Annotated in this window: 11 protein-coding genes; all 11 read right to left on the reverse strand. The window is 48.0% G+C overall.

The window, feature by feature from the left end:
• Nucleotides 1-19: 19 nt before the first annotated feature.
• Nucleotides 20-2,239, reverse strand: a complete 2,220-nt coding sequence (locus A8709_RS04850; protein ID WP_065851047.1) for a heparinase II/III domain-containing protein — start codon at nt 2,237-2,239, stop codon at nt 20-22.
• On the reverse strand, nt 2,236-3,003 hold the full coding sequence (locus A8709_RS04855; protein ID WP_065851048.1) for an SDR family NAD(P)-dependent oxidoreductase: 768 nt from the start codon (nt 3,001-3,003) through the stop codon (nt 2,236-2,238). The genes A8709_RS04850 and A8709_RS04855 overlap by 4 nt, the downstream gene beginning before the upstream one ends.
• A gap of 111 nt (nt 3,004-3,114) precedes the next feature.
• Entirely contained in the window at nt 3,115-4,962 is a 1,848-nt protein-coding gene (locus A8709_RS04860; protein WP_065851049.1) for a cache domain-containing sensor histidine kinase, read from the reverse strand.
• Nucleotides 4,959-5,999 (reverse strand): response regulator, encoded by a 1,041-nt coding sequence (locus A8709_RS04865; RefSeq protein ID WP_065851050.1) that lies wholly within the window; start codon nt 5,997-5,999, stop codon nt 4,959-4,961. Before A8709_RS04865 ends, A8709_RS04860 begins: the two co-directional genes overlap by 4 nt.
• Before the next feature lie 119 nt (nt 6,000-6,118).
• A complete protein-coding gene (locus A8709_RS04870; RefSeq protein ID WP_065851051.1) occupies nt 6,119-7,717 on the reverse strand; it encodes an extracellular solute-binding protein in 1,599 nt (532 codons plus the stop codon).
• Nucleotides 7,718-7,867: 150 nt separating this feature from the next.
• A complete protein-coding gene (locus A8709_RS04875) occupies nt 7,868-8,749 on the reverse strand; it encodes a carbohydrate ABC transporter permease (protein WP_065851052.1) in 882 nt (293 codons plus the stop codon).
• A gap of 17 nt (nt 8,750-8,766) precedes the next feature.
• Nucleotides 8,767-9,699 (reverse strand): ABC transporter permease, encoded by a 933-nt coding sequence (locus tag A8709_RS04880; RefSeq protein ID WP_244163105.1) that lies wholly within the window; start codon nt 9,697-9,699, stop codon nt 8,767-8,769.
• 216 nt (nt 9,700-9,915) lie between these two features.
• The gene (locus tag A8709_RS04885) at nt 9,916-11,148 is read right to left on the reverse strand and encodes a Ger(x)C family spore germination protein (protein ID WP_065851054.1); all 1,233 of its coding nucleotides are present in this window, start codon (nt 11,146-11,148) and stop codon (nt 9,916-9,918) included.
• Nucleotides 11,132-12,229 carry a GerAB/ArcD/ProY family transporter gene (locus A8709_RS04890; RefSeq protein ID WP_065851055.1) on the reverse strand — a complete coding sequence of 366 codons (1,098 nt, stop codon included), beginning with the start codon at nt 12,227-12,229 and terminating at the stop codon, nt 11,132-11,134. The genes A8709_RS04885 and A8709_RS04890 overlap by 17 nt, the downstream gene beginning before the upstream one ends.
• An 18-nt stretch (nt 12,230-12,247) precedes the next feature.
• Nucleotides 12,248-13,789, reverse strand: a complete 1,542-nt coding sequence (locus tag A8709_RS04895) for a spore germination protein (RefSeq protein ID WP_141692430.1) — start codon at nt 13,787-13,789, stop codon at nt 12,248-12,250.
• A 10-nt stretch (nt 13,790-13,799) separates the two neighbouring features.
• Nucleotides 13,800-14,021: a hypothetical protein gene (locus A8709_RS04900; RefSeq protein ID WP_141692431.1), complete on the reverse strand. Its 222-nt coding sequence runs from the start codon at nt 14,019-14,021 to the stop codon at nt 13,800-13,802.
• Nucleotides 14,022-14,114: the final 93 nt, after the last annotated feature.

The raw sequence follows: 14,114 nt of genomic DNA on the forward strand, positions 1-14,114 counted from the left end.
TTATTCCTATATGAATGGACTACAGGATCTGTAATCCTTTGTCTTTCGTTAATTGAACGTGAACAGCACCCTGCGGATGATTCGGGACGGTGATCCAGATATCATGCTCTGAAGGTTGAGATAGTTGAACTGCACTCCCCGCACGGTACACATGAATGAAATCCGCCTTGCGATCATGGCGGCGGTGGAGAATTGCCATTAATGAACAGCTTGGATCAATAGCATCGCCTGGTGTTTGTACGGCTATAACCTCATCGCCAGGTTGCACAAGTGCGGTATGGAAGACGGAAGCGGTAGTTACATTGCCTGAAGTGCTTGAACTTCTTAAAGTATTGGAAGTGCTTGAAGCACCAGATGTGCTTGGAGTGCTTGGAGTACTAGAAGTACCTAAAACACCTGAAACACCTGAAACACCTGATGACTCTAAAGGAGTTACACCGCTGGAACCCCCATTAAGACCGTAAGTAAGCTGCAGTTGACCCGCTCCTATAGCATCAACCCCCTCATCAGGCACGAATTGACCAAGAATCGGCAGCTGATGCTCCTTCAGCATCGTCTCGTCCCCTGCTTTCTCAGCGACGAACATGCGGTAAGGTGCTGCTTCGGTAAGCGTTTGCTGCGCAACATCTGGCGCTACAATCGGGTGCATCCACCACTCGATTGGCTGCGGCTCATCGCCAGCCAGCTCAACTTGAAACCAATCCAGGAGCCAATCCTCCGTGAGCAAAAGGTGACGATTCATCGTGCAGCCCTCGTAGCTGCCCGTGGATTGCAGCCAGGCGTAGACCGAGGTCTCCGTCGCCTCGTAATGCATGCAGCGCCCTTCATGCGGCGCTTGCGATAGACCGCCCAGCGACACGGTGTTGTGGCTGGCTGTTTCGGCAAACCACGATCTGCGCATGGTCGAGCCGTAAGGCACCATCCCAAGATCGGGCGTTAAGGTCTGAGCCTGATGCATCAACGTCAGATGCAGCTTGTCGTAGTGGCCGTGGGAACCGCCGTGCTCGCCGAAGTCGGCGAGGAACGACAGCGGGTTCCCCGCAACACGGCCGATGACGAAGCCGGCGTCCGGCCAGAGCCGCGAGCCCCTCGGCTCGCCATCCGCAGCGGTGCGGTCAGCGCCATAGAGCAGCGCCTCGAGCTGCTCATCCCCGGCAGCGCCGAGCTGCCGGTACGCCTCGCGCAGCACCGGCGCGAGCCCGGCGATGCCGTAGATCGCGAGCCCCTGCTCCGCGATCTCGGCGATCTCGCGGGCGTAAGGCCCCCGCGCGAGCGGCCCATCATGCAGCGCCGGCAAGGCGCCCTGGTCGTCGGCCAAATCGGCCAACGCCTGAAGCATGCCGTGCATCGACTGTCCCTCTGCGCCTGTCGTGGCGTAGAGATCAATGCCGAAGCGCTGCGCCATTTCCGCAGCGATTAAGTACGCACGAAGCACGAAAACGTGATAATACGTGCTTCCCTCGAATTCAAACTGATCGGGTTTGACACCGATCGACAAATGATGAATGAAGCCCCCTTGGCCTTCAATGAGTGCTTCTAGCTCAGCCTGCTCACCTCGTGCTGCATACACACAAGATAAGGACGCGTTCAGCCAAGCCGTGTAGTTGTTCTCCGCATTGTTCCGCTCATGAATCAACACATGGCGGTACTCTTCCATGCTCTCCGACAACAGCCCCAAAAACACGTCGATCGCGACCTGCTCCCTCGCTTCAAACGCAATCCCCTCATCACGCAGAAGAAGATAGGCGCGTATTAACGTGGTTGACCAAATCGCCTCCGTCAGTGCTTGATGGAAGGCACGTCCTTTGAGCATCCAGCTTTGAGCCTCTGGATGCACAGGATAGAGCGGGAATTGCTCCGCATATTCGACAAGCAGTCGCTTGCTAAGCTCCGCATACCGCTTCTCACCCTGTGCCGCATAGACAGCCGCAGCTTGCAACGCCACTCGCGCTAAAGATTGATGCTTGAACACTAGCCAAGCTCCTTGATAGGCCTCGCCTTCAATGACACAGCCATGCGGGCAGTGAAACTCGGATGCATCCACACAGCTTTCATCGAACAACAGTTCGGTGTGATGGTGTGGACAAACATACTGGTGCCACCATCCCCCAGGATCCTTAGGAACGACCAAGCTGCCAGCTAACTGCAGTTGATCGATCTCATTTTGCAGACGACCCACCGTTTCATCCAACCATACCTTATTCCCATGCTTGGCAGCGAACCTCAATGCGGTACTCATCGCATCATCATCCCGCCGTTAATTTCAATCGTTTCTCCGGTTACATAAGCAGCTAGATCGGAAGCTAGATAGAGCACAGCCCCTGCTACATCATCCGGTGTTCCTTCTCTCTGCAGAGGAATGCCATTAATCGTTGCTTGGCGCGCTGCGTCTGTCGTGAATGTCGCGTGGAACATCGTATTCCCGATAAAGCCAGGGGACACATTGTTCACCGTAATGCCGCTTGCGGCCACTTCTTTGGCTAAACCTTTGGAGAACGTCAGAACGGCCGCTTTACTTGCTGCATACACACTGCCTCCGGGTCCGCCACCATTATGTGCAGCTACGGAAGTCATGTTGATAATGCGGCCGTATCCTTTCTCTTTCATGCCAGCCATGACACGTTTCGACACGAATACTGTGCTTTTCAAGTTAACATCCATAATACGTGCATACATCTCTTCGGTCATTTCCGCATTCGGCACGCGCTGTACCAAATGACCGGCATTGTTGACGAGAATATCGATCGTTCCACCTAACGCTTGCTCAACTTCACTCACCAATCGATCGATTTGTTCCACGTTGGTTACATCAGCCTGAACCAAAACAGCTTCCCCGCCCAGGGCTTGAATCGCTGCAACAACTTCCTGTCCTTGTGCCACATTGTTCAAACAGTTCACGCCAACCTTAGCGCCGTTACTAGCCAAAGCCAGTGCAATTGCGCGCCCAATCCCCGCATTCGATCCTGTGACAAGTGCAATTTTCCCCGTTAAGTTGATGTTCATTGTGATATCCTCCCATGGATGTTCATTATTTTATATGAAAAACGCTGCTTAAGCAGCGTGACTACCGCCATTCCATTAATACAACGTTTACATTCCCCGCAAAATAGAACCTCACCCTCGCAGCCTCGGCCGCATCGTTTCCGGCATCGTCATCGTGAAGCACGTCCCGTGCCCCCACTCGCTGTCGACTGACAGCCCATAGGCTTCCCCGAACACCATCTGAATGCGTCGATGAACGTTCATCAGGCCAATGCCGCCACGGCGCGATGAACCATTCTTCTCTTCCGGCTCCGCCAAGCGATTCTCCTCTAGCTTTTGCCGCAGCTCATGCAGTCGTTCCGGCTTCATACCTGTACCGTTATCCGCTACGGTCACCCGGAATAAGCCGCCTTCTTTGCTCGCATCAATGCGAATCCAATGATGCTCCTCCACACCATCTGGGAACGCATGTTGGAAAATATTTTCGATTAATGGCTGCAGCGTCAGTCGCACCATTTTCTCCAGCAGCAAGCCCGGCGGTATCGCGACATCGATCTCGAATTCCCGCTCCGTGCGATGCTGCAAAATAATCATATAATTACGCACATGATTCAATTCATTGGCTACGGTGATTTCTTCCAAGTTCGTCTGCACCGAGTAACGAAGCATGAACGCCATCGCTTCCACCATTTCGGTGATTTCATGAGAATCTTGGACGATGGCGTAGCAATTGATCGTTTCCAATGTGTTATAAAGGAAATGCGGATTAATTTGCAGCTGCAGGGATTGGAATTCCGCCCTCTGCCTCTCCAGCTCCGATTGACCGAGCTCCAAAGCCTTCTTCTGCTGTTCTAATTCGGCTTCATAGACACGCCCGATCATATCCGATAATCGTGTGACCATGAGATTATAGCTATGAATGAGCCCGCCGATCTCATCGGTTCGACCGACCTCATCGATGTACTGCCAGTTACCTTTTTCCGTTTCGCGCATACTATCCTTTAACCACCGAATCGGCGCGATAATCGAGCGGCCGAAGCGGAATGCCAGCCACAGTGCCACAGCCAAAGTAACCAGACCCACAATAATCGTCGTAGTCCGAATCGTATTGACGGGTCGTCTTAACTCCTTCACCGGCATGGATGCGACCAGATTCCAATCGGAATAACCCGATTTCCGCGATACAAACATACGTTCTTCGCCATTATATTTATGCAAAAAAGTTTGATTCCCACTCGATAAGACAAGCGAAGCCAGTTCATCCTTCGGCGCACGCTGCTCCATCGAAGGCGGATACACATAATTACCGGCATCATCGACGATGAAGAAAAATCCGTCTTTCCCCAAGCTGACGCGATCCCACGTTTTGGCCAGCTCCGCCAACTTGATTTCAATCGCAACAACCCCGCGATTCTCATCACCGTAAGAGGGGCCTCTTACTTTGCGCGCCATGGTCACGACCGTGCCTTTATCCGCAGCTTGAATGCTCATATTGAGGAGGGCTATTCGCCCGTCCCCCGATACTTTCATGAGGCTGTCAAACTTCTCTTGCACAAGAACGGGATCAAAATTAATTACATTCTGATTCTCATAAATGACCGAGCGGCCATGCTGACCCACAACATAAAGCATGTTTAACTGTTTATACAAAGTGACGATGGATTTCACGGACGATTCCGCGAATTTCTTGATTTTGTCCGAATAAACGTAGTACTCATAAGGATCATTCGGATTGATTTCCATGAAGGCACGCACGTCGGAATTCGATGAAAATGCATTGCTAAGCAGCTCATACGCCTGCAAATAGCTATCTGTTTGGTAATTGGCGCTATCGATCATTTGCCCCATGTACTGCTTTACTTGGTCATCCAGGGCGCGTGAAGATTGCACGTAGGAAAAGAGCCCCACCGAGACTAGCGAAAGGATAATCACGATCAGGAAATACACGTATATCTGGCCAGATAGTGTTTTCCTTTTCATGCACGAATCCCCATCTGCTGTCGATATTCCGAAGGCAGACAACCCTCATATTTCTTAAAGGTTTTCGTAAAATGAGGATGATCCGCATAGCCCACCTCACCTGAAATATCGGTGATGCGCCATTGCGGCTGTTGCAGCAGCTTCTTCGCCTTTTCCATACGGCGGCGTGTCCGGTATTGCACGAAAGTCTCTTGTGTGGATTGTTTGAACAATTGACTGAAATAGGATGGATTCAGCCCGATATGATCAGCGACCTCCTCTAAGGAAACCTCTTCCGCAAGATGCGATTCGATATACAGCTTCGCTTCCTCCACGGGATCCTTCAGCTTGCCCTTGCGCTTAGCTTTCAGTTCCTCCAAATAGCCGTGGATCGCAGCTGTAAAGCACGCCCATACCGCTTCCTCATTCTCGGCACCCGCCAAGTCGAAATCACGCTGCATCACATATACATCACGCGCATTTAGACGCTGTTCCAGAAGTGTGTTGATCTCCGCTAACATATCGACCACGCGGTTCAGCTTGAAATGTTTGGTCTTCAGTTCCTCCTGGATCTCGTCCAGCACCAGATCTAGCTCTGCGTCCTGCAGCATCCACACCGCTTGTTCCATGCGGCTCGCCCATTGCTCTAACAGGGTGACAGCGATGAAAGATTCTGAGCTAACCTTGCTTTTGGTGCGGATTAGTTTCTCCAGCACACCTTTAAAACCCTTAACACTGACCGGCTTAAGCAGATACTCTTTAACTCCATAGGACACGCATTTCTGCGCATATTCGAAATCACCATAACCCGAAATCACCACAACCTGAATGTCCGCATCCATCTCGGCCACGTGCTGGCAGAGCTCGAGTCCATCCATTTTGGGCATTCGGATATCCGTAAATACAAAGTCAGGGCGCTCCTCCTTGATCCGTTGCAAGGCCACGACGCCGTTCTCTGCCGTTCTCAGGCTTTCAATCGGCAGCTCCGACTGTTCCACGAGTTTCTGTAATCCTTTCCGTATCATCGGTTCGTCATCGACAATGAGAATGCGGTACATGGGGAATGCTCCTTTCTTCGTATCTACTGTGAATTTTTACCTGCTATATTTAAATAAAAACCCGCTCCCCCTAGGCTTATAGCCCAAGAGGAGACGGTTATCATGTCGTGCGATGCTTCCTATTTTCTACGACTCAACGTGACCGTTGAATCCGAATCTTTGGAATCTTTGTTTTTGAATTTCTCTGTTGCTTCTTTGATCACATCGTTGCCGCCTTTGGACTTCCACTCTTCGATGACTTTCGGCCAGTCGGAGATCGGCTCTTTCCCGTACACCATTTTCACCATATGTTGCAGAACAACTGGAGGCGCTTGGTCGGAAAGCGGTGCGATATCAGGGTTTTTCACATAAGCATCTAGACGAGGCTCGAAGTTAATGCCGTCACGGCCTTCGTTCGCTAACGTCGTATCGTACGTTTTCATTAGCTTTTTACCATCTTCTGTTAAGCTAAGTGTGCCTTTATTATACGTCGTGTCTTGAACAAGCCACAAGAATGATTGACGGTAACGTTCTTCATCGATGCCTGCCGGATCGGTCGGGCTCTTGTATTCGATTTTGCCATCAACGGTCTTGTATGTGTCGCCTTCAATTCCGAAAGTGAAGAATTTCTCCGCTTCATCGGACATCATCCAGTCAAAGAACTTAATAATACCCGCGGCATCTTTCACACTTTTGTTTACAAAATAAGCACGTGTATTCGGGCCATACAAGTAGTGTCCACCGCTGCCATCAGGTCCTGTCGGCGAAGCAATGATATCGATTTTCGCAGTAGGTACCGTCGCTCTCAACTGTTGCTCCCATTGCAGCACTTCGTTCGCATTCATGGACCACATGCCTGCTTTTCCTGCAAGGATCGCATTTTTCCAAACGGTAGCATTCGTTGTCGCGAACTCTTTATTCATCAAGCCATCGTCATACATTGTTTTGTACGTCTGTAGCGCTTTCGTCATGTTCTCCGTATCGAAGAACTTCGGTACGATTTGATCGCCTTGCTGCTCTAGCATAGAAAGGTAAGGGTACACATCATAGGATCCGAAGAAGACATCGGAATACTTGAAGTTCTCGCGGCCCATGTAAGGGAACTCAACGCCCATTTCTTTGAACTTGCGAAGCACAGCCATGTACTCATCCGTTGTTTTCGGCACGCCTAAGCCTGCTTTGTCCAACAAATCTTTACGGATAAAGACGGAACGACGGGATGGATTCGATAGGAATTCTGGAATCGCGTAAATTTTACCTTGGTAGGTCACTTGGTTCCAGGATTCTTTCGGAATCTTTTTCAGCAAATTCTGACCGTACTTGTTCAGCAGGTCGTCCAAGGGTTGAAATACGCCAGCTTTCACGGAACCGGCCATTTCCTTCCCGCTCCAGCTTCCGCTGCCTTGAACGACGTCGGGAATATCATTCGTCGCGAACATTTGGATCATTTTTTGCTCATAGTCCTTGTGCGGCACAAGCACGATATTCATATCGGTATTCGTTAATTCTTCCAACTTTTTAACCCATTTATCTTCGTTGATATTGGGGGATTTCTCCACGTGTCCGAACGCTAGTGTGCGAAGCCCGATCGAGAACTTGGTTTTCTCTGCTGGTTTCGTGCTTGCTGCAGCTGTTCCTTGAGCTCCTGTTGCTTCATTGGTCTTGGTACTCGTTCCACAAGCGGCCAACATACTTGCCATCAATACCGTTGCCATCGTAGCTGGAATCCATTTTTTCATAGTACCCCTCTTTTCATTCTTTGGATGAATAGCCTTTCATACTCTCATTGTAAAAGCGTTTTCATAATCCAACTATGGAATGAATTTAGTTCGTGTTGTCTTTTTTTAGAATTTTGTTTAAATCTTGTATTTTTGTAAAAATCATCATATTTATGATTTCACAGAGCCTACCATCATGCCTTTAACGAAATGCTTTTGCAGAAAAGGATAAATAAGAATGATTGGAATCGTAGCCAGAATAATCGTGGCCATTTTAATACCCTCTGGATCCATATGAGCTAGTCCGCTAAATTGTGAAGATGCAGGATCGATCGCAATATTGTCGCTGTCTATTAATTGGCGAAGCTTTACTTGAAGCGGCCATAAGGCTGGCTTATTTAAATAATACATCGCACTCTGATACGTGTTCCAATGTCCGACTGCGTAGAAAATCCCTAAGGACGCCATAACCGGCTTTGATAAAGGCAGTACAATATTCCAAATCATGCGTAGCTCTGAGCAGCCATCGATCCGTCCGGAATCAATGAGTTCGCTTGGAATTTGCATGAAGAACGAACGCATCACGAAGAAATTAAAAGCGCTGATCGCGCCTGGCAAAAGCAGTGCCCATAAGGTATTCGTCAGATGCAAGCCCTTCATCAGAATGAAGTTCGGAATGAGCGGTGCGCTGAACACCATCGTGATCAATACCATAATGACAATCACTTTGCGGCCTTTGTACTCCGGTCTAGATACGGGATATGCCAGTGAGGACGTGGCGATTAGATTAATCAGTGTCCCCACAACCGTGATATAAATCGTAACACCGAAAGCGCGCCAGATGGAAGCGTCACTGAAAACGTACTCGTAATTGATCGTAGTGAATTGAACAGGAAGGAATAATACCTTGCCTCCAACTATCGCTTCCGAGGAACTGAAAGATTGTGCCAGCACGTTTAGAAACGGCAGTAGCATCGCTAACGATAGCAGCGTTAGAAAAAGCACATTAAACACATTAAAGACTTGCCAACTGGCAGTCGGTTTGCGATTCATCCGATGTACACCTCCGTCTAGTATAAACTCTCGCCTGTCGTTTTTTTGCTAAAGAAGTTACCTGTTGAGATTAAGAATAAGCCCACTAGTGCTTTAAAGAGTCCAATCGCCGTCGTATAACTGAATTGCTGATCCATGAGCCCAGCCTGATAAATATACGTATCTAGAATTTCGCCATTATCTTTGTTAAGCGGGTTCAAGAATACGAAGACCCGTTCGAAACCGAAATCTAAGAATTTCCCTATATGCAACAGGAACAAAATCATAATCGTTGGCAACAACGATGGTAAGGTAATCGAAAGCGTCTGTCTCCAGCGGCTAGCGCCATCTACTTCAGCAGCTTCATAGAGATCTGGATTAATACCAGCCAGCGCCGCTAAATAAATAATCGTACCGTAACCGGAATCCCGCCAAACCCCTGACCCAATGAGCACCGTGCGAATCCAAGATTCTTCACCTAAGAAGTAGATTTTCTCGAACCCTAGCCAAGCGATGAATTGATTCACCGCACCCGTTGAGGGGGAAAGAATCCCAACCGCGATCCCGCTCACAATGACCCACGAAAGGAAATGCGGCATGTAGACGACCGTTTGCAGTAATCGCTTGTACACCACAACTCGCAGTTCATTCAGCAAGAGCGCTAGAACGATTGGTGCTGGGAAGGCAATGACTAAATCATATAAGCCAATGAGTAACGTATTTTTGAGAACATTCAGGAAATCGTAATGAGCGAACATGCGATGAAAATGTTCAAGTCCCACCCATTCGCTGCCTTTGATGCCGCTGAAAATATTGTAATCCTGGAACGCAATCACGGAACCCAATAGAGGGACATACTTGAATACAATGAAATATATAATGCCTGGTACCGAAATCAAATACAACGCCCTATACTTCCAAAACGTCCGTAGCAAGGCTTTCCCCTTACTCACTTGCGCACGCTGATTCATCTGTTTCACTGCTTGTGCGTTGACCGCCATCCTCTGGCCCCCCTCACTCATCTTCGTCGATGTTATACGTGTATCGTACCCCGATAGAGCGCTTCCAACAATGGAATGGCTTTTCACTCACTTGTGTTTTTTTTAGGTGCCCTTAGGTAGCGCAATAGGGGACGACAACGCTTTATTAGTGCGTCATACGTCCCTCTTTTCCAATTTAGCGCTGTATTAAGAATGTTTTTCTTGCACCCATGGGGAGTATAGCGTCCTTGATGTTCGCCGAAGTTTGGCGTTTACTTGGATGTCCAAGTCAGCCTCAGGTAAAATACTTTCCTCCCATTGGTCTTTAATTTGTTTCCACAGTTTGGGATCGCGGTCTTCCAACCGATTGCCAAAAGCAAATATGTCTGATTTATACTTGATAGCAATCTTGCGAAATGCCAATTGTACTTCACTGCGAATCGTACCCGACAATTGATCTTCCAAATAGGTGATCGTTTTGGCATCCGTTTGAAACTGAGTGCTAGCTTTATCCCCAATATTAAATTCCACAGCAATATGGAGCTGGATGGTTGCTTTACCATCGCGGTAATAAACCTTTTGACGACTCTTCTTTTCACCAGCGATTTCCAAGGATATTCGACAATTCGAGTCATCTGGGCAAGGGACGACAACAATCGACGATTTCAGCTTACCCCTGACCCACATGAAGCCTCTCGTCTCTGTGCCATTCAAGGTTCCTACCAGCTTCCCATTGGAGAATACGCCAGTTCCTGATGTGTAAAATAAACTGGATTGATGTGTCTCCCCTCCTTGGTAGGGCTTCACGCCAACCGTGTCTTTCACATAGTCCGATTGTTCAACTAACTGAAGCATAGAAGTGAAAGGTTGCCCGCCCGTTGGTTCTGCAAGCTTGCGAGCGAATTCAGTAAAATGTACTTTGACGGATTTACCTTCTAAATCCGTATTCGTAATGCTATCCTTCAAATAATTCGAAGATAAGGCCGTAATGTCTGGACTTGACTCCAGCATATCGAGCGCACGTCCTTTGGCCAGCGCAATGTATGCTGTACCTCTGAGCTCAGGGTCCGATGAGAAGAAATCCAGATAGTGGTTCACGTTGGTCTTTGCAGCTTCTTCTCCAATTATCAATACCTGCAAGTGGGACCAATATAGCTTTCTTCCCACAATTTTTATATAGCTCCGCGCGGCCTCGAAGGTTGTATTTCCGACAACACTCAATGTTTTCTTTTGCTCACCCTTTAAGCCGCTCGTTGGTTTCATAGCCTCCAATACAGGTGTGAGAACCGTGAGAACGATCTGTCCTTTATCGTTAAGGTCGATACCCGCAGCAAGGACATATTCAATCTTATCGGCTTCTTGTCTATTCCAACATCCCGTGGTTAAGAGGAGAATTGCGATCAGCAACAGCATGTTGATGCTTCTACACCGTGTGCTCATTCGCGGCTCTCCTTGCTTTCATCTTACCTGCTAACCATAGAACCGTGAGTACTACGAGCGCATACAGGCAGAATGTAGCCCCTTTGGCTATTTCGAAACTCACGATGCTAGCGTAGATATTGTCTGGGATTAAAGATAAATAAAAGATGATCACAGATATAGGAATCATCAGTTTCCCAACGTCCACTGTGCCGAACCAGTCACGAGAACCGACACAGCAAGCGTAGAACATCAAAGTTCCTTTGGTTACATTAATGAATAACCATAAGGCCAAGAAGGGACTCTCCAAGTGCTCAATAAATTCAAATATGGCAATGTCTTTTACCAATTCAATAACAGGAAAAATAAGTCTTTGTGTAAAAGCATTCCCGTAGGTCCCCATCGTAATTAAGAAGATCACTTCAAACAAACACACAACAATGAACATCGACCACAAAAGTGCAGGAAACACTTGGCCTTTATTCTTGACTTGCGGGTAAATAAGCAGGAGCACGGTGAACTCAGAGAACACACTGCAAATGCCTAAAGAACCCTTAAAAACATCCATCATTGAGGCATTAAATAAAGGTTCTATACGCTCCATATCTACGTTTTCTAGCGAAAGGGTAAGCATAATAACGAGCAGGACAACAACGCCGGGTGCGATGATTTCCCCCCAGCGAGCAATCGATAACATCCCGCCAAGCGCTAAATAATAACGCAGAACGAGCAACATGAAAATTACCAGCTCCAAGGGCGTTTCCGGAAGAACGAGTGAAACGATAATTTCCGCAATGATACGTATGATAACTGCGGAAAAAAACACCAAGGGCAACAAAAGAAGAAGTGCATACAAACGCCCGAAGATGGGCCCAAATAGGCTTAAGCAATACCCGATAAGGCTCATCTCTTGCATGGATGAACCTATTTGTTTAATTAACCATAAAATGGGAATTGTCATAAGGCTGCCTATGAGAATCGACAACCATCCACTATGCCCTGAAGCTTGAGCTAACGTGCGCGGTAGTGTAAAAAAGATCGTACCAAAAGCAATGAAGCATAGCAGGATCATAATTTGCTTGGTTGTTAGGTGTGCTGACAAGGCTATTCCTCCACTCGCTTACGGTTTGTGCCTCTTAAAACCAAGAAAAGCTGGACGATATTTCAAAGCGAACGCTGGCTTTTTGAGAACAACGGAATCATCCACAACTTGTAAGGATTGAGGGGTCAGAGAAGCCAGATAGCTGACACCAAAGGAACGTAGATGAATCATATGGATGAGAATACAACCGGTGGCGAACACGATACCGAAAATACCCAATACCGCTGCTAACGCCATAATCGGAAAACGCAACAGCCTAATCGCTAAGGAGGCATTATAATTCGGTATAGCAAAGGCGCCAATGGCCGTAAATGATACGATAATGGTCAAGACAGGGCCAACGATATTAGCTTGAACGGCGGCCTGCCCAATCACAAGTGCGCCAACGATGCCAACGGTTTGACCCATTGTGCCAGGCAGGCGGAGACTAGCTTCGCGAAGCAGCTCCAAGCTGATTTCCATAATCAGCGCTTCAGAAAATGCCGGAAATGGGATGCCGCTGCGATTGCTCGCAATGGCCAGCATCAGCTCTGTCGGCAGCATTTCCTGATGAAATGTCGTAATCGCAATATAGATGGAAGGCAGCATCAGCGCCATAAGCATCGCCAGGAATCGCACCCAGCGAATCATCGTGGCCGCCCAAAAGTTCGTGTAATAATCTTCCGTAGCCAGTAGAAATTCGGTGAAAGTGATTGGCATCGTCAGTGCAAATGGCGTGCCGTCAACAAGAACGACAATTTTACCCTCCAAGATCGCCGCCGCTGTTTTATCCGCTCGTTCTGTTGAGCTGATTTGCGGGAATGGCGAGTACGGAGAGTCCTTCAAATAATCCTCCAGCTGACCGCTGTCCAGAATCCCTTCCGTTTCAATCTTGGCAAGTCTTCTCTTAACCTCATTCACGATGCTCGGATTCGCAACATCCTGTAGATACGCGATCACACCATCCGTCAATGTTCGTGTACCTATTTGAATAGGGAAGAGCACCAATTTCGGGTCTTTAATTTTTCTTCTGATCAAGGCTGTGTTCGTTCGAAGCACCTCATTAAACGCATCCTGAGGGCCCCGAATAATAGGCTCACTAGTCGGATTGGAGACGAAGCGATGTTCCCAGCCTTCGGAGGTAATGAGTAAGATGTCCGTACTCCCATCGAGCAAAACAAGCGTATTTGAATAGAGCAATCCGGCGATGCTCTCATGCAGTGTATTGACCCGTTTGATCCCACTAGCCGTTATAACAAAATTCTCAATATACGTTAAGGTGACTTGCGCATTAGCATCGATTTGCATGAGGGGAAGGATGACACATTGATGGACAATATCTTTTTCAGCAAGCCCATCAATGTAAAGAACAGCAGCTCGAATCTCCGAACCATCCCCCTTCTCCAGAAGAAGCTCCCGAACAATAAGATCGGACGGATTCTGAGTAGCTCCACGGATCAAGTTCAAATCCTTCTCTAGGTCGCCGCTCAACTGCTCGACGGACTGCTCTAGTAATTCAACGGCTTCCGTCAGTGTACCGGACGGTGCGCTCGCTGCTGATTTCTTAAGAAGCTTTCCCATAAAAGACACACTATCCGCCCACCTTTTCAGCAATACTGTTCATGATGTTTTGTAATACATTCGTTAGTATATAAGTTGTTTCCGTCACATGAAGAACAGCGAGAATGAGACTAATCACAGCCAAGGAAACATAGGCAATAACGATTCTGCTATCTTGTTGGCGCGTGCTTTTTCGAGGAAAACCAATACTGAGCAGAAAAAGAGTAACAAGGAACGATAGCATAGGTATCACCTAATTTTATTTTGACACTAGGTTCTGCATATTTTCCTACTTTTATCCAAATCTAGCTGTACTGGATGCGAACATTGCAGGAATAAGTGCGTA

Source organism: Paenibacillus pectinilyticus (genome assembly GCF_001700435.1).
In the GTDB taxonomy this organism is placed as follows: Bacteria; Bacillota; Bacilli; order Paenibacillales; family NBRC-103111; genus Paenibacillus_E; species Paenibacillus_E pectinilyticus.